This window comes from Pseudomonas sp. zfem001 (genome assembly GCF_032621725.1).
GTDB classification, from domain to species: Bacteria; Pseudomonadota; Gammaproteobacteria; order Pseudomonadales; family Pseudomonadaceae; genus Aquipseudomonas; species Aquipseudomonas sediminis.
In genome coordinates, this window is the sequence record NZ_JAVYJI010000002.1 from 557,857 (window position 1) to 582,560 (window position 24,704).

20 protein-coding genes are annotated in these 24,704 nt (G+C 63.7%); 17 read left to right on the top strand and 3 right to left on the bottom strand.

Translation table 11 applies throughout. The features are described from left to right. Window positions 1-56 precede the first annotated feature (56 nt). Together RTH74_RS10510 and RTH74_RS10515 are read left to right on the top strand one after the other, a co-directional pair. The gene (locus RTH74_RS10510) at window positions 57-386 is read left to right on the top strand and encodes a four-helix bundle copper-binding protein (RefSeq protein ID WP_316914600.1); all 330 of its coding nucleotides are present in this window, start codon (window positions 57-59) and stop codon (window positions 384-386) included. After that, window positions 383-556 (top strand): hypothetical protein, encoded by a 174-nt coding sequence (locus RTH74_RS10515; RefSeq protein WP_316914601.1) that lies wholly within the window; start codon window positions 383-385, stop codon window positions 554-556. The genes RTH74_RS10510 and RTH74_RS10515 overlap by 4 nt, the downstream gene beginning before the upstream one ends. 13 nt (window positions 557-569) lie before the next feature. On the opposite strand, the gene katE is transcribed toward RTH74_RS10515, so the two are convergent. After that, a complete protein-coding gene (katE, locus tag RTH74_RS10520) occupies window positions 570-2,708 on the bottom strand; it encodes a catalase HPII (RefSeq protein WP_316914602.1) in 2,139 nt (712 codons plus the stop codon). Between the two features lie 234 nt (window positions 2,709-2,942). On the opposite strand from katE, the gene RTH74_RS10525 reads away from it, so the two are divergent. After that, a complete protein-coding gene (locus tag RTH74_RS10525; protein WP_316914603.1) occupies window positions 2,943-3,467 on the top strand; it encodes a DUF4142 domain-containing protein in 525 nt (174 codons plus the stop codon). Window positions 3,468-3,514: 47 nt separating this feature from the next. Here the strand turns inward: RTH74_RS10525 and RTH74_RS10530 are convergent, their stop codons facing one another. After that, the gene (locus RTH74_RS10530; protein WP_179544860.1) at window positions 3,515-3,997 is read right to left on the bottom strand and encodes a CinA family protein; all 483 of its coding nucleotides are present in this window, start codon (window positions 3,995-3,997) and stop codon (window positions 3,515-3,517) included. Between the two features lie 224 nt (window positions 3,998-4,221). On the opposite strand from RTH74_RS10530, the gene glgA reads away from it, so the two are divergent. From glgA to RTH74_RS10585, 11 genes are all read left to right on the top strand, one after another. Beyond that, a complete protein-coding gene (gene glgA / locus RTH74_RS10535; RefSeq protein ID WP_316914604.1) occupies window positions 4,222-5,757 on the top strand; it encodes a glycogen synthase GlgA in 1,536 nt (511 codons plus the stop codon). Window positions 5,758-5,780: 23 nt separating this feature from the next. Continuing rightward, a complete protein-coding gene (gene treZ, locus RTH74_RS10540) occupies window positions 5,781-7,511 on the top strand; it encodes a malto-oligosyltrehalose trehalohydrolase (protein WP_316914820.1) in 1,731 nt (576 codons plus the stop codon). After that, window positions 7,508-9,562: a 4-alpha-glucanotransferase gene (gene malQ / locus RTH74_RS10545; protein WP_316914605.1), complete on the top strand. Its 2,055-nt coding sequence runs from the start codon at window positions 7,508-7,510 to the stop codon at window positions 9,560-9,562. The genes treZ and malQ overlap by 4 nt, the downstream gene beginning before the upstream one ends. Beyond that, window positions 9,555-12,299 (top strand): malto-oligosyltrehalose synthase, encoded by a 2,745-nt coding sequence (locus RTH74_RS10550; RefSeq protein ID WP_316914606.1) that lies wholly within the window; start codon window positions 9,555-9,557, stop codon window positions 12,297-12,299. The genes malQ and RTH74_RS10550 overlap by 8 nt, the downstream gene beginning before the upstream one ends. A gap of 16 nt (window positions 12,300-12,315) precedes the next feature. Beyond that, a complete protein-coding gene (locus RTH74_RS10555; RefSeq protein WP_079783734.1) occupies window positions 12,316-12,567 on the top strand; it encodes a DUF2934 domain-containing protein in 252 nt (83 codons plus the stop codon). Between the two features lie 10 nt (window positions 12,568-12,577). Beyond that, the gene (gene glgX, locus RTH74_RS10560; protein WP_316914607.1) at window positions 12,578-14,692 is read left to right on the top strand and encodes a glycogen debranching protein GlgX; all 2,115 of its coding nucleotides are present in this window, start codon (window positions 12,578-12,580) and stop codon (window positions 14,690-14,692) included. A gap of 181 nt (window positions 14,693-14,873) precedes the next feature. After that, the gene (locus RTH74_RS10565; RefSeq protein WP_316914608.1) at window positions 14,874-16,142 is read left to right on the top strand and encodes a zinc-dependent alcohol dehydrogenase; all 1,269 of its coding nucleotides are present in this window, start codon (window positions 14,874-14,876) and stop codon (window positions 16,140-16,142) included. Window positions 16,143-16,158: 16 nt separating this feature from the next. Beyond that, a complete protein-coding gene (locus RTH74_RS10570; RefSeq protein ID WP_316914609.1) occupies window positions 16,159-16,947 on the top strand; it encodes an endonuclease/exonuclease/phosphatase family protein in 789 nt (262 codons plus the stop codon). After that, window positions 16,944-18,146, top strand: coding sequence for a cardiolipin synthase ClsB (clsB, locus tag RTH74_RS10575; protein WP_316914610.1), 1,203 nt, complete (start codon window positions 16,944-16,946; stop codon window positions 18,144-18,146). The genes RTH74_RS10570 and clsB overlap by 4 nt, the downstream gene beginning before the upstream one ends. Continuing rightward, window positions 18,143-19,117 (top strand): lysylphosphatidylglycerol synthase domain-containing protein, encoded by a 975-nt coding sequence (locus RTH74_RS10580; protein ID WP_316914611.1) that lies wholly within the window; start codon window positions 18,143-18,145, stop codon window positions 19,115-19,117. The genes clsB and RTH74_RS10580 overlap by 4 nt, the downstream gene beginning before the upstream one ends. Before the next feature lie 157 nt (window positions 19,118-19,274). Continuing rightward, on the top strand, window positions 19,275-19,496 hold the full coding sequence (locus RTH74_RS10585; protein ID WP_106732324.1) for a hypothetical protein: 222 nt from the start codon (window positions 19,275-19,277) through the stop codon (window positions 19,494-19,496). Window positions 19,497-19,737: 241 nt separating this feature from the next. Here RTH74_RS10585 and RTH74_RS10590 read toward each other — a convergent pair whose 3' ends face one another. Further along, a complete protein-coding gene (locus RTH74_RS10590) occupies window positions 19,738-22,203 on the bottom strand; it encodes a glycogen/starch/alpha-glucan phosphorylase (RefSeq protein WP_316914612.1) in 2,466 nt (821 codons plus the stop codon). 182 nt (window positions 22,204-22,385) lie between these two features. On the opposite strand from RTH74_RS10590, the gene RTH74_RS10595 reads away from it, so the two are divergent. The 3 genes from RTH74_RS10595 to RTH74_RS10605 are packed head-to-tail and all read left to right on the top strand — an operon-like array spanning window position 22,386 to window position 24,669. Beyond that, on the top strand, window positions 22,386-22,814 hold the full coding sequence (locus RTH74_RS10595; protein ID WP_279922608.1) for a hypothetical protein: 429 nt from the start codon (window positions 22,386-22,388) through the stop codon (window positions 22,812-22,814). Next, window positions 22,811-23,902: a DUF3182 family protein gene (locus RTH74_RS10600; RefSeq protein WP_316914613.1), complete on the top strand. Its 1,092-nt coding sequence runs from the start codon at window positions 22,811-22,813 to the stop codon at window positions 23,900-23,902. Before RTH74_RS10595 ends, RTH74_RS10600 begins: the two co-directional genes overlap by 4 nt. Next, on the top strand, window positions 23,899-24,669 hold the full coding sequence (locus RTH74_RS10605) for an alpha/beta hydrolase family protein (RefSeq protein WP_125834404.1): 771 nt from the start codon (window positions 23,899-23,901) through the stop codon (window positions 24,667-24,669). The genes RTH74_RS10600 and RTH74_RS10605 overlap by 4 nt, the downstream gene beginning before the upstream one ends. Window positions 24,670-24,704 lie beyond the last annotated feature (35 nt).

The following is a 24,704-nucleotide window of genomic DNA, read 5'->3' on the forward strand; positions in this document are numbered from 1 at the left end:
ACTATTTGTTGGCGTTTATGATTATTTCTACACCACTTATACAGCGAGGCATAAACATGTCAGAAGCGTATAACTATCTCGATCACATTACCGCTTACAGCAGTTGTGCCAACGCCTGCGAGCACTGTGCCTCGCTCTGCCTGAGCGAGGGCAATGCCGAGCATTATCGCTGCGTAGAGCTATGCCGTGATTGCGCCGACCTGTGCCGCGTGACGGCAACGCTGATGCTGCGCAATAGCCCCTACGTCGCGGTGGCCAGCCAGCTATGCAGGATTGCCTGCCTGGCCTGCGCCGAGGAATGTGTGCAGCACGTCAGCACGCAATGTCAGGAGTGCGCGCGAACCTGCCAGGTGTGTGCAGAAGAGCCGTTACTGGAGCCAGCATGAAATCGGACAAAACCACGAGAACGCCAGTGGCGCGTTCCAACGAGGCGTTACTGGACGATCCCGGTAACGAAGACCCCGGCTCGCAGCTCGATGCGCCAGTGCCGCTGCGCCCATCGACCAAGACGCAGCGTAAGAGAAAACCCCGACCAAGCGACGAGAATCCGCGCTAGGCCGGGCGTCGGTTCAGGCTGGAATGCTCTTGGCGCGCATCTCCCGCGCCCAGATGCGATGCTGCTTCAGCGCTGTTTCGAAGCGCATGTACAGCGGATCGAAGCTATCGCCGCAGAGCATGCCGTCATCCTCCTCCAAGCCCAGCAGCGCCGTAAGCTGAGCAGCATCACCGCTGAGCGCCAGGGGTTTGAGGTGCTTGTAGGCTTCCAGCAGGTAGTGCTTGGCAACGCCATCGTCCTGCAGGGTCTTGAGCACGTACTCACCTCCTGGCACGAACACCGCATCGACGGTAATCGACGGCTCCGACGCGAAGCTGCCATCGGGCTGCATCGGTTGGCCGTCAGAATCTTTCAGCGCCGCTGCAGAAGGCGCCAGGAGCTTGGCCACGGCACCGGCTGCTTCGAGCATCTTCTTCAGACTGCCGACCTCGTCAGCCTTGCAGCCCGGGGTAAGCAGGATAGCCACACGGCGTCCGAGAATGTCCCCCGGAAGCAGATTCATCTGACTCAGTGCGGGAGAGACCTCAGCCTTGTCATCCATTTTTGGCGTCGAGGTACTGTCCAGATCGATTCCCAGGTTCTCTGCTACGCGCAACGCCAGCAGCGGATCAATGTGGGCGAGAATGTCTTTCACCTGACGCTCGCGAATGTACAGACGTTCGACCTTCGACAGCTCGAAGCTGTAGGCGTCGACGATGTGCTGCTGCTCAGTCTCACTCATGCTGCGCCAGAACAGCGTTGCCTGAGAGAAGTGATCGCCAAAGCTGGGCGAGCGCACCCGTACCTTGTGCCCTTGCAGTGGCTCGGGATAGGAGCTGTAGCCACCCCCGCTGGGCGCTGGTGGAGTTTCACGCGGCCAGTTGCCGTCGATCGAGTTGGGCTCGTAGGAAGCGCGGCCGCGATTGATCTGCTGGCGGTGCGGTGCGTCACGCTGATTGTTGTGGAACGGGCATAGCGGCCGATTGATCGGGATTTCGTTGAAGTTGGGTCCGCCCAGACGTAGCAGCTGCGTATCGGTGTACGAGAACAGCCGGCCCTGCAACAGCGGATCGTTGCTGAAGTCGATGCCAGGCACCACGTGTCCAATGTGAAACGCCGCCTGTTCGGTTTCGGCGAAGAAGTTGTCCGGGTTGCGATTGAGCACCATGCGCCCGACCACGCGCACCGGCACCAGCTCTTCGGGTACCAGTTTGGTCGGGTCGAGCAGGTCGAAGCCAAAGCTCAGCGCGTCCTCCTCGTCCATCACTTGCAGGCCCAGTTCCCATTCCGGGTAGAGGCCGCGCTCGATGTCCTCCCACAGGCCACGACGGTGAAAGTCCGGGTCCTTGCCCGCGAGTTTCTGCGCCTCGTCCCATACCAGCGAACAGACCCCGGCCTTGGGTCTCCAATGAAACTTCACCAGCTTGCTCTGGCCCTCGGCATTGACCAGGCGAAAGCTGTGCACGCCAAAGCCCTGCATCGAGCGATAGGCGATGGGAATGGCGCGATCGGACATGGTCCAGAGCACCATGTGCGCCGACTCCGGGGTTAGCGAGACGAAGTCCCAGAAGGTGTCGTGGGCCGACGCGCCGGTCGGGATCTCGTTGTGCGGCTCGGGTTTGACCGCATGGACGAAGTCGGGAAACTTGATCGCATCCTGAATGAAGAACACCGGCATGTTGTTGCCCACCAGATCGAAGTTGCCCTCCTCGGTGTAGAACTTCACCGCAAAGCCGCGCACGTCGCGCACCGTATCGGCCGAGCCGCGCGGCCCCTGCACGGTGGAAAACCGCACGAACACCGGGGTGCGTTTGCCGGCTTCGCCGAGGAACGCGGCGCAACTCAGGTCGCTGATCGGATCGGTTACCTCGAAATAGCCATGTGCCCCAGCCCCGCGTGCATGCACCACACGCTCGGGAATGCGCTCGTGGTCGAAGTGGGTGATCTTCTCGCGCATGATGAAATCTTCCATCAGCGTCGGCCCGCGTTCACCGCCGCGCAGGCTGTTCTGATTGTCGGCGATGCGCGTCCCGGTGTTGGTGGTCAGCGCCTGCCCTGTCGCGTCCTCGCGGAAACGTTCGAGTTGTTCGAGCTTGGTGTTGCTGTTGCTGCGGTCGAGCGTGTCGCTGCCAGCCATCTGGCTGTTATCGGCGCTGTTCGGTTGCTTGCTCATTGGCTACTCCTGGTTATTCAGTGGCCATGTCATGCATGGTGGCCACGCAAGCGACGGGAAGTCGCTCCGGGTACTTTTTGAGGCGCAGTGCGGCAGTTCCGTTCGACTTGAATTTTTCCGCGAGGCCAGTGATGGCGGGCCGTTGCGCTTGGCCTAGCGCGGCGAATTTGTCCTGAACTTCGTCGCGACCTGCACCTTCTACCCCTGTGAACGCACATCCCAGGAGGATCGAATATGCACCCGTTGAAACCACTGGCCTTACTGGCCGCTGCCGCCTTCGCCATCTGCGCCGTCACCAGCCTGCAGGCTGCCAACAAGTCGGAATCGATCAGCAGCGAGGAATTCGTCGAAGAGGCATCGGCGAAAGGCATCGCAGAGATCGAAACGTCCAAACTGGCCCTGGAAAAATCGCAGAACGAGGCGGTCAAGGGCTTTGCGCAGATGATGATCGATGACCACCGTCGGGCGAATCAGCAGTTGGCCGAACTGGCCAAGAGCAAGGACCTGGAAGTCTCCGACGATGCCGAACTGATCAACCAGGCCAAGGCTCTGGTGCTCAAACTGCGCAGCGAGGAAAGCTTCGACAAGGCCTACATGAACAATCAGGTGGTCGCTCACCGCGAAACCATCGAGCTGTTCCGCCGTGCGGTAAATGTCGATGACCAGGAGCTCGCTATGTTTGCTCGTGAGACGCTGCCCAAGCTGGAGCAGCATTTGCAGCGAGCTGAGCAATTGAACGGCCAGTTACCGCAAGAGTGATCACTTGCCTGCCGGGCTGCTGGTGCAGCCCGGCCTCGCCAGGCCAATCAGCCTTGACGCAGACGTTCGTAGTAATAAGGCAACTGTAACAGGGCATAGCGCGCCGTTTGCTCACGCACCTGGTTGCGACCTCCGCTGAACTTCAGCGTTTCACTGACGATGCCCTGGTGCTGTTCGAGGCGAATAGCACAGGCGATGCATTGCACGCCGTCCATTTCTCCCTCTGCCTGCGCCAGGCCGGTATTGGCCAGGACGATATCGGCATCGCTGCGTAGCAATGCGCCCAGCGCCATCTCCTGCGCTACCTCTTCGCTGGTGAGACCGAAACGCTCGATGGTGTCGGCATTGACGCCCAGGCAACGCTGCTTGGCCTGCGGCGAATAGGTGACGAACGCGCAATCAAGTACCTGGCCGCTGCCAGGCACATCGGCCACCAGTGAGCTGATAAGCCCCGCTGTGCAGGATTCAGCAGTGGCCAAACGCAGCTTGTACTTGCCGAGAAATTTCACAACCTGTTCGACGCTTTGCATCTGCCTGCTCCTGTTAGCTGCCAGGTTGCTCTGTGAAGCGGCCAGGATCGGCAAAGTTCAACCTGTTTACAGGGCGCTCGCTCTGCAAAAAAAGGTCGAACCTTTGTTCGTATCGCCCCGTCAGCTCAAGGGTAAGGGGGAGATCGCGCACCGTTCATTGCACTCCTCCACGGCCCTCGCCCACAAGGCGAGTCGTCCTCAGGTACAACTCGATGGAGAGAGACATGGCAAGCGCTGCAGCCTCCGCACACATCCAAGCCACGCCCACCCTTAGCGCCGCAGCCAAGCCTCCCTTGCAGATGCACAGCGAGCATCCGCAGCGCAAGCGCGTACTGTTCGTCACCTCGGAGTTCGCTGATCTGATCAAGTGCGGCGGGCTCGGCGATGTTTCCGCTGCATTGCCCCGTGCGCTGTCGCCGCAACACGATATTCGCCTGCTGATCCCCGGCTACCGGCAAGTGGTGGAAAGCGGCCGACCGATCCGTATCGTCGGGCAGTTGCCAGGCCTGTCGGCGTTGCCTCCTTGCCAGATCGGCCGTATGGACCTGGCCGATGGACTTATCGTCTATGTACTGCTCAACCATGCGCTGTACGAACGCGATGGCTCGCCTTACGTCGATGGGCATGGCCGCGACTGGGCCGACAACCACATCCGTTTCGCCCGCCTCGGCCTGGCCGCCGCAGAGATCGCCACCGGCGATGCCGGCATCCAGTGGCGCCCGGAGTTGGTCCATGCCAACGACTGGCCTGCAGCGATGGCGCCGGCCTACATGGCCTGGCGCCAGGCCAATACACCCGCTTTGCTGACCATTCACAACCTCGCTTATCAGGGCCTGTGTGACATGCGTTGCGCCAGTGAACTGGCAATACCCAGTACGGCCTGCGGCGTTGAAGGCCTGGAATTCTATGGCCAGCTGTCATTCCTCAAGGCTGGCATTGCTTACTCGCAGCATGTCACCACCGTGAGCCGCCGCTACGCCCGCGAAATCACTTCGGCGGAACAGGGCTGTGGTCTCGATGGCCTGCTGCGGGCCAAGGTGCAGAACAACCAGCTTAGCGGCATCGCCAACGGCATCGACGAAAGCTGGCACCCCGAGAGCGACCCACACTTGCTGGAAGGTTTCAGCGCTGGCGACTGGGCGGGCAAGCGAGCCAACGCCGAGTATGTCCAGCAATGGCTGGGGCTCGATGACGACGGGCCGCTGTTCGCCGTGGTATCGCGCCTGGTGCATCAGAAAGGCATAGATCTGACCCTGGAAGTGGCCGAACACATCGTCGCGCGCGGTGGCCGTATCGGCGTGATCGGCCAGGGTGAGCCGGCACTGGAAGCCGCCATGGCGGAGCTGGGACGACGCCATCCGGGGCGTATCGGCGTGCATATCGGTTTTGACGAAAGCGATGCGCGGCGTCTGTACGCTGGCAGCGACTTTCTGCTCATGCCTTCGCGTTTCGAGCCCTGTGGTCTCAGCCAGATGTACGCCCAGCGCTACGCCTCGCTGCCCATTGCCCGCTGCACCGGCGGCCTGGCCGACACCATCGAGGATGGCGTCAGCGGCTTTCTCTTCGACGCGCCTCAGGCCGATGCCTATCGCCAGGCCATCGACCGCGCGCTGCAGGTCTTCGACCATCCCGAGCTGCTGGAAGCCATGCGCTGCCAGGCCATGAGCGCCCCGCTCTACTGGCGCCAGTCGGTGCAGCCATATGACCGCCTTTTTCAACGTCTGCTGAGCCAGACCAGTGCTCAACGGGCGCCGCGCTGATGTTCAGCCATGGTACCCGGCCAATGGCCGACGGCCGCGTGCGCTTCGCCCTGTGGGCGCCCAGTTGCCAACAGGTGGAGCTAGAACTGCGAGATGGCGGGCTGCAGCCCATGCAGGCGCAGGACGATGGTTGGTTCGTGGCGCTGATCGAATGCCCGGCCGACACCGCCTATCGCTACCGTATCGACGGACAGTGGCCCGTGCCGGACCCGGCCTCGCGCCGCCAGCTCGAGGACGTGCATGGTTTCAGCCAGGTCGTCGATCACTCGGCCTATATCTGGCATCACCGCGACTGGAATGGCCGGCCCTGGCACGAGACGGTGCTGTACGAGCTGCATGTCGGCCTGTTCGGTGGTTTCCAGCAGGTCGTCGAGCACCTGCCGCACCTGGCCGATCTGGGCATCACCGCCTTGCAGCTGATGCCGCTCAATGCCTTTTCCGGCACGCGCAACTGGGGCTATGACGGCGTGCTGCCGTTTGCCCCGGCCAACGCCTACGGCACGCCCGATGAACTCAAGCAACTGATCGACAGCGCCCATGCCTACGGCCTGATGGTATTCGTCGATGTGGTCTACAACCACTTCGGCCCGGACGGCAATTATCTGGGCGTGTACGCACGGCAGTTCTTCCATGAAGAACGCATCACGCCCTGGGGCGCGGCCATTGATTTCAGCCGCCCACAGGTGCGCGACTTCTTCTGCGAAAACGTCCTGATGTGGTTGCTGGACTATCGCGTCGACGGTTTGCGTCTGGACGCCGTGCACGCCATCGAGGACGACGACTTTCTCAAGGAGCTGGCAGCGCGCGTGCGCTCGGCGCTGCCGCAGCAACGTTATGTGCATCTGGTGCTGGAGAACGAGCATAACGCCGCGCACCTGCTGCGTGATGGCTTCGATGCGCAGTGGAACGACGATGGCCATAACACCCTGCACGCCCTGCTCACCTTCGAGAACGAAAGCTACTACGCCGATTACGCCCAGGCGCCGACGCGCAAGTTGGCCACCTGCCTGGAGCAGGGCTTCGTTTACCAAGGGCAGGCCAACCGCCATGGCCAACCACGCGGCGAACCCAGCGCCGACCTGCCGCCGCACGCCTTCGTGCTGTTTCTGCAGAACCATGATCAGGTGGGCAACCGCGCTTTCGGCGAACGTCTGACGCTGCTCGCCGACGTTGACGCGCTGCAGGCCGCCACCGTGCTTCTGCTGCTGTGCCCGATGGTGCCACTGCTGTTCATGGGTGAGGAATGGGGCTGCAAACGGCCTTTTCTGTTCTTCACCGATTACCACGACGAACTGGCCAACGCCGTGCGCGAGGGTCGGCGCAACGAGTTCGCGGATTTCTCCCAATTCAATTCGGCACACGACCGCGAGGCCATCGCCGACCCCAATGCCGAGGCCAGCTTCCAGCGCTCGCAGCCGGACTTGGCACCGGCGCTGGAACCCCAGCAGCGCGAGTGGCTGGCTTTCTATCGCGGTCTTTTACAAGTGCGCCACAGTCGTTTGCTGGGCGGCTTGCAGGAGGCTCGCAGCCTCGGTGCGCAAGTGCTGGGTGACGGCGCCGTACTGGCGCGCTGGCGGCTCGGCAATGGGCCGGCACTGGGCATTGCCATCAACCTGGGTACTGGCGCCGTGTCCCTGCCTGCAGAGGCCATGCATGGCGAGCGCCTGTACACCCTGCGTATCGATGATGCCGACCTGCGCCAGGCGCAATTGCCGCCGCGCAGTGCCCTGGTCACCCTGGAGCCGGCCCGATGAGTGATCAACTATTGGCCGAACTGGCGCAGGCCGCGGATCTTAGCATTGACTGGGTCGATGCCTACGGCCAGCCACAGCGCGTATCGGCAGAAGCGCAGCGCAACCTGCTGGAGGCGCTCGGTTATCCGGCGCAAAGTCCCGAACAAATACGCGAAAGCCTGACCTCATTGGTGCACCGCCAGCATGTACCGGAAGATTCGGCTCTGATGCTTCAGGACCAGCATCACCCGCTGGCTTTGACCCTCTACCCGGCCGAGAGCCCCTATCGGCTGACCGATGAGCACGGCAATGTCAGCGAGGGTCGGCTCGACCACGACGGCCATTTGCCAAGGCAACAGCAGCCTGGTTATTACCAGCTGCAGATTCGCGATACCCAGCATACGCTCGCCGTCGCGCCTGCCGCCTGCATGTCGGTGCAAGAACTGTGTGGCAAGACGCGCATCTGGGGCCTGACCGCACAAATCTACGGCCTGCGCCGCGCCGGCGACGGCGGCCTGGGCGATACCTTGGCTGTGGCGGATCTGGCCCGGCATGCCGCCAATCACGGCGCCGATGCCATCGGCCTGAGCCCGGTGCACGCCCAGTTCAGCGCCGACTTGCGCAGCTACGGCCCCTACTCACCGTCCAGCCGGCTGTTCTTCAATACCCTGTATGCCGCGCCCGTCACCTTGCTCGGCGAGGAACGGGTCAAGCGCGCCATTCAGGCTGCCGGGCTGCACAGTGAAATGACGCGTCTGGAGGCGCTGCAGTTGATCGACTGGCCGGCCGTGGCCGCCACTCGGCAGCGCCTGTTGCGCCAGTTGTATGCGGATTTCTGCCAACGCCCCGGCCAGTTACAGCAACGCTTCGACGCCTTTCGCACAGCCGGCGGCGATGCGCTGCAGCAGCATTGCTGCTTCGAGGCCATCCATGCGCAGCGCCTGCGCGAAGGCGCCAGCGGTGACTGGCGCACCTGGCCGGAGGCCCTGCGCAGCCCGCATCAAGGCGCCGTGACCCGTTTTGCCATCGAACATGCCGATGAACTGCGCTTTCACGCCTTCTGCCAATGGCTGATCGCCCATGGTCTGGAAACCGCGCAGGCGACAGCCAGCGGCGCCGGCATGGGCATCGGTCTGATTGCCGACCTGGCGGTGGGCGCCGATTGCGCCGGCAGCCAGGCCTGGTCGCGCCAGGACGAACTGCTGCCACGGGTCACTGTGGGGGCGCCACCAGACGTGCTCAATCGTCAGGGGCAAAGCTGGGGCGTTGCCGCTTTCTCACCGCAGGGTCTGCGCCAGCACGGCTTTCGCGCCTATATCGAAATGCTCCAGGCCAACCTGGCGCATGCCGGCGGCATTCGTATCGACCATGTAATGGGGCTGCAGCGGCTGTGGGTGATCCCCCAGGGCGCGGAGTCGCAGCACGGCGCCTACCTGCGCTACCCGCTTGATGACCTGCTGCGCCTGCTGGCCCTGGAATCGCACCGTCATCGTGCCCTGGTGATCGGCGAAGACCTCGGCACTGTGCCCGAGGGCCTGCGCGACAAGCTCGCCGCGCGCAATATCCTCGGCACCCGCGTGCTGCTGTTCGAGCAGGACGACCTGGGTTTCGTCCCGGCCGAGCGCTGGCCCGGCAATGCCCTGGCGACCACCACCACCCATGACCTGCCGACGATCAAGGGCTGGCTCGCCGGCCGCGATCTGGAATGGCGGGTGCGCGCCGGCCAACGCGACGCCGAGCTGCTGGAGGGCGACCACGCCGGGCGTGCCGGTGAGCGCGTGGCGCTGCGCCAGCTGTTCGAACGTCAGGGTATGGCGCCCGGCAGCGATGACGATGCCTGCCTGCAAGCCTGTATCGAGCATATCGGCCGCACGCCGGCGCCACTGACCCTGTTGCCGCTGGAGGACGCCTGCGGCCTGGAGCAGCAGCCCAACCTGCCCGGCCCGGGCGATGTCCACCCAAACTGGCGGCGCCGCTACCCGCTAAAGGTCAACGAACTGCTGGAACAGCCAGCCACCAGTGAGCGTCTGGCCAGCCTCGATGGCGCACGCCGGGAGGCTGGCAATGACTGAATTACGCGCCACGCAGCGCCTGCAGCTGCACAAGGATTTCACCCTGCGCGACGCGGCAGCTCAGGTGCCCTACCTGGCGCAGCTGGGTATCAGCCACCTGTATGCCTCGCCGATTCTCACCGCCCGCCCCGGCTCGCAACACGGCTACGACGTGATCGACCCGAGCCGGATAAACCCCGAACTGGGCGGCGAAGCCGCGCTGGTGCAGTTGGTGGACACCCTGCGTGCCCATGACATGGGGTTGATCCTGGATATCGTGCCCAACCACATGGCCGTCGGTGGCGACGGTAACCCCTGGTGGCTGGACGTGCTGGAATGGGGGCAAGGCAGCCCTTACGCCGAGTTTTTCGATATCCAGTGGCAATCCCACGACCCTTTGCTCAGCGGCCAGTTACTGGTGCCTTTTCTGCGCAGCGACTACGGCGAGGCGCTGCGTGACGGCACGCTTGAACTGGTGTTCGACGCCAAGCGCGGGCGCTTTCACGCCCAGCACTTCGAGCATCGCCTGCCGCTGACGCCAGCCAGCTACGCCAGCATCCTGCGCCGCAGCGAGGATGAAGCCCTGCGCGAATTGGGTCAGCGTTTCGCCCGCCTGGGCAATGATGACGCCAGCCGTGCACAGGCCGATCAGTTGTGCATCGAACTGACCTCTAAGGCGCTCCAGGTGGCGCCCCTGCTGACCAGCTTTCAAGGCCATGACGAAGCGGCGCAGCAGCGTCTGCACGCACTGCTCGAACGTCAGCATTACCGCGTCGCCAGCTGGCGTACCGCAGCGGACGACATCAACTGGCGACGGTTTTTCGATATCAATGAACTGGGTGCGTTGCGCGTCGAGCATCGCCAGGTATTCGAGCAGACGCACGCCAAGGTCTTCGAGCTTATCGAGCGCGGCCTGATCGACGGCCTGCGCATCGATCACATCGACGGCCTGGCCAACCCGCGTGCCTATTGCAGCCGGCTGCGCCGGCGCGTCCGGCAACTGCGCGGCGATGCGCCCTTCCCTATCTTCGTGGAGAAGATTCTCGGCGCTGGCGAACAGCTGCCGCAGGAGTGGCCGGTGGACGGTACTACCGGCTACGAGTTCATGAACCAGCTGTCGCTGCTGCAGCACGACCCGCATGGCGAACTGCCGCTCAGCCAGCTGTGGCAAACGCTTAGCGGCAGGCCGGCAGCGTTCGAGGAAGAAATCCTGCAGGCGCGACGTCTGGTGCTGGAGGGCTCGCTGGCCGGTGATCTGGAGGAAGTCGCCCAGCGCCTGCTGCACGTCGCCCGACATGACATCGCCACCCGCGACCTGACCCTCGGCGCCATTCGCCGAGCGCTGCGTGAGCTGATCGTGCACTTCCCGGTGTATCGCACTTACGCCCAGGCCTGCGGCCGTTCACAGCAGGATCGGCGCTTCTTTCAGCAGGCATTGGACGGCGCGCGGCAAACCCTGGCCGAGGCCGACTGGCCCTTGCTGCCACATCTCGACGACTGGCTCGGCGGCGCCTTCCTTCGTGCACTGCCGCCCGGCCGTGCGCGGCGTTTGCGCGCTCAGGCGCTGACGCGCTTCCAGCAACTGACCTCGCCAGTGGCTGCCAAGGCCGTCGAAGACACCGCGCTGTATCGCGCCGGCATGCTGTTGTCGCGCTATGACGTGGGCTTCGATGCCGAGCACTTCAGCGCCAGCGTCGAGCATTTTCACCAGGCCTGCGTCGAACGTGCAGACCACCACCCGCTGAACTTGCTGGCGACCGCCACCCATGACCACAAGCGCGGCGAAGACTGCCGTGCGCGTCTGGCAGTGCTCAGCGAACACGCCGCCTGGTACGCCGAACGCGTCAAACGCTGGCAGCGCCTTGCGCAACCGCTGCGTAGCCGTCATCAGCAGCAGGCGCCGGATGGTGGCGAAGAGGCGATTCTCTACCAGGCACTGATCGGCAGTTGGCCGCTGGGGCTGCAAGCGGACGATGACGTCGGCCTGGACGCCTACCTGCAGCGCCTGCTCGGTTGGCAGCGCAAGGCACTGCGTGAGGCCAAGCTCAACAGCGCCTGGAGTGCGCCGAACGACGAACACGAAGCTGCCTGTGCCGATTTCCTGCGGCGCCTGTTGTGCGAGCCAGCCGGATTGGCCTTGCGCACCGAGCTGGCTGATAGCGTTGCGGCAATAGCTCCTGCCGGCGCCCTGAACAGCCTGGTGCAATGCCTGTTGCGCATGACCACGCCTGGCGTGCCCGATCTGTACCAGGGCTGCGAGTTCTGGGATTTCAGCCTGGTCGACCCGGATAACCGTCGCCCGGTGGACTTCGCCGCGCGACAAAACGCATTACAGGCCAATGATGAGCCAACGGCAATGCTGGCCAGCTGGCAGGACGGGCGCATCAAGCAATGGCTGATCCAGCAGGTGCTGGCGATTCGTGCGACGCATCCGTCGCTGTTCGGCCAGGGCAGTTACCAGCCCCTGGCTGTCACGGGCAGACACGCCGCCCAGGTGCTCGCCTTCCTGCGTAGTCACGGTGACGAGCACCTGCTGGTGATCGTGCCGCGCCTGGCCGCCGGCCTGCTCGCAGAGCACGACCTGCCGCATGTGCCCGCACAGCGTTGGGACGACACCGCCGTGGTGTTACCGGGCGAATTCAACCACTGCCATGTCACCGGCCTGCTCACTCCTTGCAAGGTCGCAGCGCACGAAGCGGTGCCACTTGCCGACGCGCTGGCCGAGCTGCCGGTCAATCTGCTTCGCCTTACCCCTTGATCACAGGAGTTACGCCATGAATGTCGATGAGCAGCGCATACGCGAGTTTGCCTTTCAGATCTGGGAGTCCGAAGGCCGCCCCCATGGCCAGCATGAGCGGCACTGGAAAATGGCCAGCAAGTTGGCCGAAGCCGAGGCGCAAGCCCAACCCACGGCCAAGCCCCGGCGTGTCAGCAAACCCAAGACTGTGCCGCTGAGCGAGGCCGAACAGCCCGCGCTGCTGAAGAAACCCCGTGCCCCGCGCACACCCAAGACGCCGAAAGCCTGAGGTCGCCATCATGTCCAATCACCAGCGCTCACGCGTTACCGAAGGCACGCCGTTCCCGCTGGGCGCCAGTTGGGATGGCCTCGGGGTCAACTTCGCCCTGTTCTCGGCGCACGCCACGCGGGTCGAACTGTGCCTGTTCGACGAGCGCGGTGAGACGGAGATCGAACGCATCGAACTGCCGGAGTACACCGACGAAATCTGGCACGGCTACCTGCCTGACGCCCGTCCCGGCCAGGTTTACGGCTACCGCGTATACGGTCCCTACGAGCCCGAAGCCGGGCACCGCTTCAACCCCAACAAACTGCTGATCGACCCTTACGCCAAACAACTGGTGGGCAAGCTGCAGTGGTCTGAAGCGCTGTTCGGTTACACCATCGGCGACCCGGCCGGAGACCTGAGCTTCGATGAGCGCGACAGCGCGCCGTTCGTGCCCAAGTGCAAGGTCATCGACCCGGCCTTCACCTGGGGCGAGCAACCCAGCCTGCGCACGCCCTGGGATCGCACGGTGATCTACGAAACGCATCTGCGCGGCATCAGCATGCGTCATCCGGCGGTGCCCGAGCCGCAGCGCGGTACCTGCGCCGGGCTGACCAACCCCGAACTGCTGCGGCATATCCGCGAGCTGGGCGTGTCCAGCGTCGAGCTGCTGCCGGTGCATGCCTTCGTCAACGACCAGCATCTGCTGGAAAAGGGCATGAACAACTACTGGGGCTACAACAGCATCGGTTTCTTCGCCCCGCACCCGGCCTATCTCTCCAGCGGCCGCATCAGTGAATTCAAGGAAATGGTCGCGCACCTGCACAAGGCCGGCCTGGAGCTGATTCTCGATGTGGTCTACAACCACACCGCCGAAGGCAATGAGCGCGGCCCGACGCTGTCCATGCGCGGCATCGACAATGCCAGCTATTACCGCCTGCTGCCGGACGAACGCCGCTACTACATCAACGACTCCGGTACCGGCAACACGCTGGACCTGAGCCACCCCTGCGTGCTGCAGATGGTCACCGACTCGCTGCGCTACTGGGCGACCGAAATGCGCGTGGATGGCTTTCGCTTCGACCTCGCAACCATTCTTGGGCGCTATGCCGACGGTTTCAACGAGCGCCACAGCTTTCTCGTCGCCTGCCGTCAGGACCCGGTACTGAGCAAGGTCAAGCTGATTGCCGAGCCCTGGGACTGCGGCCCCGGCGGCTATCAAGTCGGTGGTTTTGCGCCGGGTTGGGCCGAATGGAACGACAAATTCCGCGACAACGTGCGCGCCTACTGGAAGGGCGACCGCGGCGAGCTCGGTGAACTGGCAAGGCGCCTCACCGCCTCCGGCGATCTGTACAACCAGCGCGGGCGCCGGCCCTTCGCCTCGGTCAATTTCATCACCGCGCATGACGGCTTCACCCTGCGCGACGTGGTGTCCTACGACCACAAGCACAACGAGGCCAACGACGAGAACAACCAGGACGGCACAGACCGCAACCTCTCCTGGAACCACGGCAGCGAGGGCGCCACCGACGACCCATCGATTCGCAGCCTGCGCGTGCAGCAGATGCGCAACCTGCTGGCCACCCTGCTGTTCGCCCAGGGCACACCGATGCTGCTGGCCGGCGATGAGTTCGGCCGCACCCAGCACGGCAACAACAACGCCTACTGCCAGGACAACGAGCTGAGCTGGGTGGACTGGACACTCGACGACGAAGGCCGCGAGCTGCTCGCCTTCTCTCAACACCTGATCGCCCTGCGCCGGAGCTACCCGATCCTGCGCCGCCAGCGTTTTCTGGTCGGGCACTACAACGAGGAATTGGACGTCAAGGACGTCACCTGGCTGGCCCCGGACGGCAGCGAAATGACCGAGGAGCACTGGCACGACGAGGAAGCGCGCTGCATGGGCATGCTCATGGACGGCCGTGCGCAACCCTCAGGCGTAAAACGCAGCGGCGCCGACGCCACCCTGCTGTTGCTGCTCAATGCCGACCACCAGCCCTGCGAATTCCAGCTGCCCGAAGTGCACGGCGGGCGCCAGTGGCTGTGCCTGGTCGATACGCATACCGCGCAAACGGTGCCAAGGCCCGTGCAACAGGACGCGGTGGAGCTGCACGGGCGCTCGCTGCAGTTGTTGGAGTTACTGCGCTAAAGGCCGCCGCGAAAAAAAGCCTGAACCCTGCTTCCGTCTGCCAACTCGAAAAATACAGATGCTGGGACAACCCATGACGCTGCTCGAGCGTAACGCCGGCTTCGGCGCGCGTGGCGCTTCGCGTCAGTCCCCAGCAAACAATTACCTATGCCGGCCAGCTGGCCGGCCTCGAGAGAGATTCATGAAAGCAGTGGTTTTCCATGACATTGGCGACATCCGCCTGGATGACGTGCCGGAACCCGAGGTACAGGCCAGTACCGACGCGGTCATTCGCATTACCGCCTCGGCCATCTGCGGTACCGACCTGCATTTCGTCCGCGGCACCGTGGGCGGCATGCGCAAGGGCACCATCCTTGGTCATGAGGCCGTCGGCATCGTCGAGGCGCTGGGCAGCGATGTGCGCAATCTCAATATCGGCGATCGCGTCGTGGTGCCCTCCACCATCGCCTGTGGCAATTGCAGCTATTGCCGCGCCGGCTACTACGCCCAGTGCGACGAGGCCAATCCCAACGGCAAGCAGGCCGGCACCTCCTTCTATGGCGGGCCGGAAATCACCGGCGCCTTCCATGGCCTGCAAGCCGAGATGGCGCGCATTCCCTTCGCCAATATCGGCCTGGTGAAACTGCCCAGCGAGATCAGCGATGACCAGGCCATCCTGCTCTCCGATATTTTCCCCACCGGTTATTTCGGCGCGAAGCTGGCCGAAGTCGGTAGCGGCGATACCGTCGCCGTCTTCGGCGCCGGGCCGGTCGGCCAGTTCGCCATCGCCAGCGCCAAACTGCTGGGGGCCGCACGCGTATTCGCCATCGATCACCTCGATGATCGCCTGGACATGGCCCGCCGCCAGGGCGCCGAAGTGATCAACTTCGACCGTGAAGATCCGGTCGACACCCTGCGTCGCCTGACCAATGGCATTGGCGTGGACCGTGCCATCGATGCCGTGGGCGTCGATGCGCAGTGCCCTGCCCACGGCCACTCGCCGCGCCAACCAGAAGGCCACGAATGGCAACCGGGCGATGCGCCCGAGCAGGCCTTGCAGTGGGCCGTCGATGCCCTGGCCAAGGCCGGCACGCTGGGCATCATCGGCGTTTATCCGCACCAGGCACGTGAGTTTCCCATCGGCAAGGCGATGAACAAGAACCTCAGCATCAACATGGGCAACTGCAACCACCGCCGCTACATCCCGCAGTTGATCGAGATGGTCCAGGCTGGACGCATCGACCCGGCGAAGATCCTTACCCAGGTCAAGCCCATGAGCGACGCCATCGAAGCCTTCAAGGCCTTCGACCGACGTGACAACGGCTGGATCAAGGTGCAACTGCAGCCGGCGAAGAACGACGCCAGCCACGGTAGCGAGGAGCAAGTGCGCGGCGGTGCCATTCTCGACCGCGCCATCGCCGAGGCCGATCCGCTCGGCGAGTCGCGCTCGAAAAAGCCCGGCAGCCTGTGAGCGAGCGTGGCTGCCCATGAACAACACCATCGCCAAACCGGAGGTGATCATCGATCGCGTGACGCCGGTCAAGCGCCTGCGCGTGCTGACGATCAACACGCACAAGGGCTTCACCGCTCTCAACCGTCGTTTCATCCTGCCGGAACTGCGCAGCGCTGTGCAGGCCACCGGGTCGGACCTGGTATTTCTGCAGGAGGTGCTTGGCGACCATGCCCTGCACGCCAAACGCTTCCATGACTGGCCGAGCGTGCCGCAGTACGAATTTCTCGCCGATAGCATGTGGCCGCAATTCGCCTACGGACGCAATGCCGTCTACCCGGACGGCCACCACGGCAACGCCCTGCTCTCGCGTTTTTCCATTCTCGAACATCACAACCTCGACGTGACGGTCAGCGGCACCGAGCAGCGCGGCCTGCTGCATTGCCGTCTCGACGTGCCGGGTCACGATGCGGTGCATGCCGTATGCGTGCATCTTGGCCTGCGTGAGGCGCACCGCCGTCAGCAGATGGGCTTGTTGCTGGATTTGCTGGCGACCTTCGAGCCCAGTGCACCGGTAATCGTCGCCGGTGACTTCAACGACTGGCGTCTGCGCGCGGACGACCTGCTGGCACCCCATGGCCTGCGCGAAGCGTTCGAGCATCGCCACGGCAAACCTGCGCGCAGCTTTCCGGCGCGCATGCCGCTGCTGCGCCTGGATCGCATCTATACCCGCAATGCCGCGGCGCACGAGCCGCAGGTATTGTCCACTCGGCCCTGGTCGCACCTCTCCGATCACGCGCCACTGGCAGCGGAGATTCACCTGTGAGTGGCATATGGCGAGACGGTAACCAGCTGCGCCTGCTGATCAATGGCGAGGGCTACTACCCGCGGGTTTTCGAATGCATTCGCGCGGCACGCATCGAGGTGCTGCTGGAGACCTTCATCATCCGTGAGGACAAGGTCGGCCTCGAGCTGCAGGAAGTGCTGATCGAGGCCGCGCGGCGCGGCGTGCGCATCGTCGTCGCCGTGGACGGCTACGGCACTGCCGATCTGCAGCACGAGTATGTCGCGGCGCTGACCCGTGAGGGCGTGAAGATCCACGTTTTCGATCCCAGCCCACGGCGTTTTGGCATGCGTACCAACCTGTTCCGCCGCCTGCACCGCAAGCTGGTGGTGATCGATGGCCAGCGCGCCTTCGTCGGCGGCATCAACTATTCGGCCGACCATCTCGGCGACTACGGCGAAATGGCCAAGCAGGACTACGCCGTCGAAGTGGTAGGCCCTATCGTCAGCGATCTGCATGTGGCCATGCTGCGCTTGCTGCGTCCGGCGTTCAGCGAGCCGAGCCCGGCGCAGCCTTCCAGAGAGCCGGTGGGCGATGCGCGGGTGATGCTGCTGGAGCGCGACAACGAGCGCCACACCACTGATATCGAAGACGAGCACCTGCGCGCCTTCGAATCGGCGCGCAAGCGCGTGGTGATCGCCAACGCCTATTTCTTCCCCGGCTACCGCGTGCTACGCGCCCTGCGCAACGCGGCACAGCGTGGCGTACAGGTCACCCTGATCCTCCAGGGGCAGCCGGACATGCGCTGGGTCCAGGCCTTTTCCCGCCTGCTCTACAACTACCTGCTGCGCCACGGCGTGGTGGTCTACGAATACTGCCAGCGCCCGCTGCACGGCAAGGTGGCACTGGTGGATGACGACTGGTCCACGGTCGGCTCGAGCAACCTCGACCCGCTGAGCCTGGCGCTGAACCTGGAAGCCAACCTGGTGATTCAGGATCAGGCCTTCAATCACTACCTGCATGACCATTTGCTCGAGCTGTCCGCCGAGCACTGCAAGCGCATCGAACTCGAACGCGTGATACGCGGGCACTGGTGGCGCGCGCCACTGGTGTTCCTGTGCTTTCACTTTCTGCGCCGGTTTCCGGCCATCGCCGGCTGGCTGCCGGCGCACCGCAAGAGACTGAAACCGCTGGAGCCAGCCGACAAGGCCAGCGGCTATGAAGAGGAAAAGACTGGATGAATGGTGCCCAGAACAACCCCTGGATGCGCTGGGGAAAACGCGCACTGACCCTGTTCTTTCTGCTGGCCATACCGGCATTGCTGTACATACTCGCGCGCAATCTGGACTGGGGCGAAGTGCGCCAGTCGCTCAGCGATTACAGCGTGCAAACACTGGCAGTAGGTGCACTGATCGCCTGCGCCAGCTATCTGGTGTTCAGCTGCTATGACCTGCTTGGCCGCCAGTACAGTCGCCATCATCTGCCTGCGCGCCAGGTCATGCCGGTGGCGATGGTCTGTTACGCCTTCAACCTGAACTTCACCACCTGGATTGGCGGCGTGGCGATGCGCTACCGGCTGTACATGCGCCTTGGCCTGAGTGCCTCGACGGTGACACGCATCCTCAGCCTCAGCCTGTTGACCAACTGGACCGGCTACATGGCGCTGGCCGGGGTTATCTTCGCCATGCGTCTGGTACAGCTACCTGACAATTGGGGCCTGGGCGTCACCGGCCTGCAGTTGGTGGGGTTCGCACTGCTGGGCGTGGTCAGTGCCTACATCGGCATCTGCGCTTTCTCGCGGCAACGCGTGTGGCACTTGCGCGAGCGGTCGATCACCCTGCCCTCACTGAAGATGGCACTGCTGCAACTGTGCCTGGGCGCAAGCAACTGGGCGCTGATGGCGGCGCTGATCTTCTGGCTGTTGCCGGAGGGTGCGGCCTATACCTCGGTACTCGGTGTGCTGCTGATCAGCTGCATGGCCGCAGTGGTGGCGCATATCCCCGCCGGCCTGGGCGTGCTCGAAGCGGTATTTCTCGCCCTGCTGCAGCATCAGTACAGCCAGGCGAGCCTGATTGCCGCCCTGCTCGCCTATCGTGTGCTCTATTACCTGCTGCCTCTGCTGCTGGCCAGCGTCACCTACCTGGTGCTGGAGAAGCGTGCGAAAACCCTGCGCAAGCAGGGTGAGCAGCACATCGAGACCCAGCCCGGCTAACGAATAGCGAAAGCAAGCGACGCCTGGTGCAATTGCACCAGGCGCAACGGATGCAGAGGCTGCAGTACCCCGTAGGTGCCATCCGGCGGATGGCGGGAACTTGCAAGCGAGGTGGGCTGGTCTATCTCACATCACTCAGCAAAAACGGAGGCCTCGCATGGCCAAGCCACTGCATCTGATCAGCTACATCCTGCACAACCAGCCCCACAGCGTCGAAGTGGAGTCGGAGCGCGAGCAACTCTCGCCAGACCAGGCGCGCTTCTACCTCAGCGCCCTGCACACCTTCGAATGGCCCAACGAGTTCACCGACGTTCAGGTCACACGCATCCTGCATCCGAAGAAAGGTGGCAGCACGCCTGCGCACCGCGTACAGCGCTGAAAGCCTGTTCAACCTCTTGCAGTGGGTCGCTGCAAGAGGTTGAACAGGACGCGTCTAGGCTCTGTACGAAAAGTGCCTGTCCTCGGTGATGCTTCGTTAAAAGCGGGCTGGAACGCCAGCCCGGTCGAGTGCTCATTTACAGCTCGTAAACTCGAGTGCGAGCCCAGTCCGTTCCTCACCCGTTTTGGCGGGGCCGCCATCGGTATCGCCTGACCTTCGCTCAACGACTTTTTTACAAACCCTAGTCTCCCTCACGCTGCGGCAGCGGCACCTGCCAGATATCTTTGGCATATTCGGCGATGGTGCGATCGGATGAGAACCAGCCCATGCGCGCGGTATTCAGCACCGCTGAACGCCACCACTGCTCGGGCCGCTGCCAACGCTGATCGACCTGGCGCTGTGCCTTCCAGTAGGCATCGAAGTCGGCGCAGACCATGAAACGGTCCTCGTAGAGCAACGCATCCACCAACCCCACGTAGCGCGCTGGATCGTCCGGCGAAAATACCCCGCCGCGAATGGCGCCAAGGGCGGCTTCCAGTCGTTCCGAATCTGCCACCACATCGCTCATCTCCAGGCCCTGGCGCTGCCGGGCGGCAACCTGCTGGGCGGTCATGCCGAAGATGAACAGGTTCTCTTCACCGACCCGCTCGCACATTTCCACATTGGCGCCGTCCAGCGTGCCGATGGTCAGCGCGCCATTGAGGGCGAACTTCATGTTGCTGGTGCCGGAAGCTTCCAGCCCCGCGGTGGATATCTGCTCGGAAAGGTCGGCTGCAGGAATGATGGTCTCGGCCAGGCTGACGTTATAGTTGGGAATGAACACCACCTTGAGCAGCCCACGTACGGTCGGGTCACCATTGATGGTGCGGCTGATGTCGTTGGCCAGCTTGATGATCAGCTTGGCCTGGCGATAACTGGCCGCCGCCTTGCCGGCGAAAATCTTCACCCGCGGCACCCAATCGGTGGTCGGATCGTTGCGGATGGCCTGGTACAGCGCCACGGTGTGCAGCAGGTTAAGCAACTGACGCTTGTACTCGTGGATGCGTTTGACGTGCACATCGAAGATGGCCGTGGTGTCGAGACTGATCCCCAGCAGTTGCCGGACCCGTGCGGCCAGCGCCTCCTTGTTTCGCTGGCGGCAGAGCGCATATTCGTTGCGAAAATCCTGGCGTTCGGCGAAAGGTTCCAGCGCCTGCAGATGATCCTCGGGGCGATGCAGAACCTGCTCGCCCAGCGCATCGACCAGCAGATGCGTCAGCCCCGGATTGACCTGGAACAACCAGCGGCGAAAGGTCACGCCATTGGTCTTGTTGTTGACTCGATCGGGGTAGAGCTGGTGCAGATCGCGAAACACCGTGTCGCGCATCAGCCGCGTGTGCAACGCTGAAACGCCGTTGATGCTGTGCGCACCTAGGAACGCCAGGTTGCCCATACGCACGCGGCGGCCGTGGTCTTCCTCGATCAGCGACACCGCGCGCAGCAGGCGGAAGTCATGGATGTCCTTGGCGCGCAGCGCATCGATATGTTCGGCGTTGATCAGGTAGATGATCTGCAGATGCCGCGGCAGCAGGCGCTCCATCAATGAAACCGGCCATGATTCCAGCGCCTCCGGCAGCAGCGTATGGTTGGTGTAGGCGGTGGTGGCCACCGTCAGCTGCCAGGCCTGTGCCCAAGGCATACGATGCTCGTCCACCAGCAGGCGCATCAGCTCGACCACGGCGATGGCCGGGTGGGTGTCGTTGAGTTGGATCGCCACCTGCTGCGGCAGGCTTTGCAGGTCCTGGTGCAGGCGCAGATGGCGCTCGATCAGGTCCTGCAGCGAGGCGGAAACCAGAAAGTATTCCTGACGCAGGCGCAGCTCCTGGCCTGCCTCGGTATCGTCGGCTGGATAGAGTACGCGCGAGATGCTCTCCGCGCGGACCTCGCCGGCCACCGCGCCGAAGTGATCGCCGGCATTGAAACGATCCAGCTGCAGGTTTTCCTCGGCGCGCGCACGCCACAGCCGCAGGGTGTTGACCGAGGCGCCGCGCCAGCCCACCACCGGTGTGTCGTAGGCGATGGCACGCACCCTCTCCTGCGGATGCCAATGCTGGCGTGTGCCGCCTGCACCGTCGTCCAGGGTCTCCACGCCCCCGCCAAAGCCGATGCGGTACGCCACCTCCGGGCGTTCGAACTCCCAGGGATTGCCAAAATCCAGCCAGGTTTCGGTCTGCTCGGCCTGCCAGCCATCGACGATCGCCTGACGAAACAGCCCGTGTTCATAACGAATGCCGTAGCCGTGAGCGGCCAAACACAGGGTTGCCATGCTCTCCATGAAACAGGCGGCCAGACGCCCTAGCCCGCCATTACCAAGCGCCGCGTCGGGCTCGACCTCACGAATGCGCTCCATCTCCACACCGAGTTCGGCCATGGCCTGGCGAGCCACGTCGAGCAAGCCAAGGTTACTCAGGTTGTCCACCAGCAAGCGGCCGATCAGAAACTCCAGGGACAGGTAATAAACGCGTTTGGCGCCCTGGCGTTCGACCTGGGCGGACGACTCTTCCCAGCGGTCGATCATATGGTCCCGCGTGGCCAGCGCCAGCGCCTCGAACCAGTCATGGTCGAAAGCTGTGCTCGGGTCCTTGCCCACGGCGTAGCGCAGCTTGGCCAGGATGGCCGCCTTGAACGCTGCTACGGCACTCTCGGCCTCGCTGTGCGATTCGCTCATATCGATCCCCTCACGCGCGCGTCGATTACAGCCGAAACGATGGGTTCGGCTTTTCTTTGTGGCCTTCGCAGCGCTGATGAGTTCAGGGTTTTTCTGCCCTTTGCCCCACTGATCAAAAAGCCTGAACTTCGCCTCGGCGGCCTGCCTCACAACTGATGAACGCCAATGTTGAGGAGAACACTATGCGAGCCATCATTCCCGGCCTACTGGTCGGCGCGCTGGCGGCCGGCGACGCGCTGGCCGAGGCCTGCTACGTCAGTGCCAGCGCATCCAGCGATGCCATTGCGGAGGTCGAACAGGAGTTCTGCTACGAGTTCACCGGCATGGACAAGGGTGCCATCGACTGGTCGTGCAATAACGCAACCGGCGACATGATCAACAGCGAGCAACGCAAGGTCGCCAGTTGTGCCGAAGCCAAACTGGGCAGTTGCGAAGCGGCGCTGACCCAGGAAACCCTGACCAACTACCGCTCCGGCGACGACGATCGCGGCGAGGCGCGCCCCGCCGTGCCCAACGAGGCCAAGGTGCTCACCCACTACTACCGAGCCGGCGACCTCAAGCAGGTGCGCATCGACTGTGAGAATTCTGGCGGCACCTGGCGGGACAAATGACGGGCGCATACAAAGGCCTGCTTTTGCTGCCGGACACCGCTCAGCACATGGCCCATGAACGCATGGTGCAGCGTCAGCTCGGCGAGAAACTCGCCGCCCTGCTCGGTTGCCCCTTCCTCGGCCCTTGTCAGCCGGGCACGCAGATTCGCGGGCGCCACTATTTCCTGCCTGAAGACACCCTGATCGGCGATGTCGGCGCACTGGACATCGGCGGGCCGGACGATTTCTTCGGCGGCCTGGTCGAACATGCCTTTCTGGCCACCAAGGCCATCAGTCACCCTGCCCTCGACGCTCCTCGTCACTTACCTGTGGGCTGGTCCGAGCGATTCGCCCGGCAGATCGAAGGCGTCACTTTGCAGGGCTTCAGCGTCTTTGCTCTGGAGGATGCCGTCGAGGCCGGGCAATACCTCTTGCGCGCCGGGCCGATTCGCCTGAAACCGGTAGACGGCACTGGCGGCCGAGGCCAGCAAGTCGTGCGCTCACCTGATGAGCTGGACAATGCCCTGGCCGCACTGGATGAGCAGCATGTGAGGGAACAGGGCCTGGTGCTGGAAGAGGACCTGCAGCATCCCACTACCTACAGCGTTGGCCAGATCCGAGTGGCGGGCGTCACCTTGAGCTACCACGGCACCCAGCAATTGACCGAGGATGGCCAGGGTAACCAGGTCTACGGCGGCTCGCGCCTGACGCTGGTGCGCGGTGACTACGCAGCTCTGATGACCCTCGACTTGCCGCGCGCCGTACGCCTGGCCGTGCAGCAGGCGCGCATCTTCGAGCTGGCAGCGTTGGAAGCCTACCCGTCGATTCAGGCATCGCGGCGCAACTACGACGTGGCTCAGGGGCTGAACGCACGAGGGCAGACACGCAGTGGCGTGCTGGAGCAATCCTGGCGCGTCGGCGGGGCCAGCGCGGCGGAAATCTTCGCCCTGGAAGCGTTCATCAAGAACCCGCAGTTGCACACGCTGCAGGCCTCGACCCATGAATACTATCGGGATGCACCACCGCCGTCAGGCTCGATCTGCCTGTATCAGGGCCAGGCCAGCGAGGACGGCCCGCTGGCCAAATACGTCAAGGTGGGTCCGTCATGAGTGCTTGCAGCCAGAGCCTTGATATTCTGGTGGGTGACCAGCACATCGCCGGAACCCTGCTGACCCCACCGAGCAAAGTTCCCGGCGTGCTTTTCGTCCACGGCTGGGGCGGCAGCCAGCAACGCGACCTGGCCCGTGCCCGTGGTATCGCCGGGCTGGGCTGCGTGTGCCTGACCTTCGACCTGCGCGGGCACGAACGCAACGTCGAAGCCCAGGAGCGCGTATCGCGCGAAGACAACCTGGCCGACATTCTCGCTGCCTACGACCTGCTGGCCGCGCACGAAGCGGTCGACCCCGAATGCATCGCAGTGATCGGTACCAGCTACGGCGGCTACCTCGCTACCTTGCTCAGCGTGCGGCGCCCGGTGCGCTGGCTGGCCCTGCGCGTGCCGGCGCTGTACTGGGACGCGCAATGGCAGTTGCCCAAACGCCTACTGGACGTTGCACGGCTCGCCGAGTACCGGCGCACGCCGCAGCGCGCGCAGGACAATCTGGCGCTCGCTGCCTGCTGCGAATTTCGCGGCGACGTGCTGCTGGTGGAGTCCGAGCATGACGACTTCGTCCCGCACACCACGCTGATGAGCTACCGCAATGCTTTTGACAAGGCGCACTCGCTGACCCATCGCACCATGGCTGGTGCCGACCATGGGCTCAGTGAGGACCGTCATCAGCAAGCCTATACGCGCATCCTGATCGATTGGGTCAGCGAAATGGTGGTGGGCGCGCGGGTAGGCGATTACCCGCATCACCTGGTGCGCTATTCCTGAATCGTTGAGCCTTCGATGCCGCGGTTCGTTCTGGG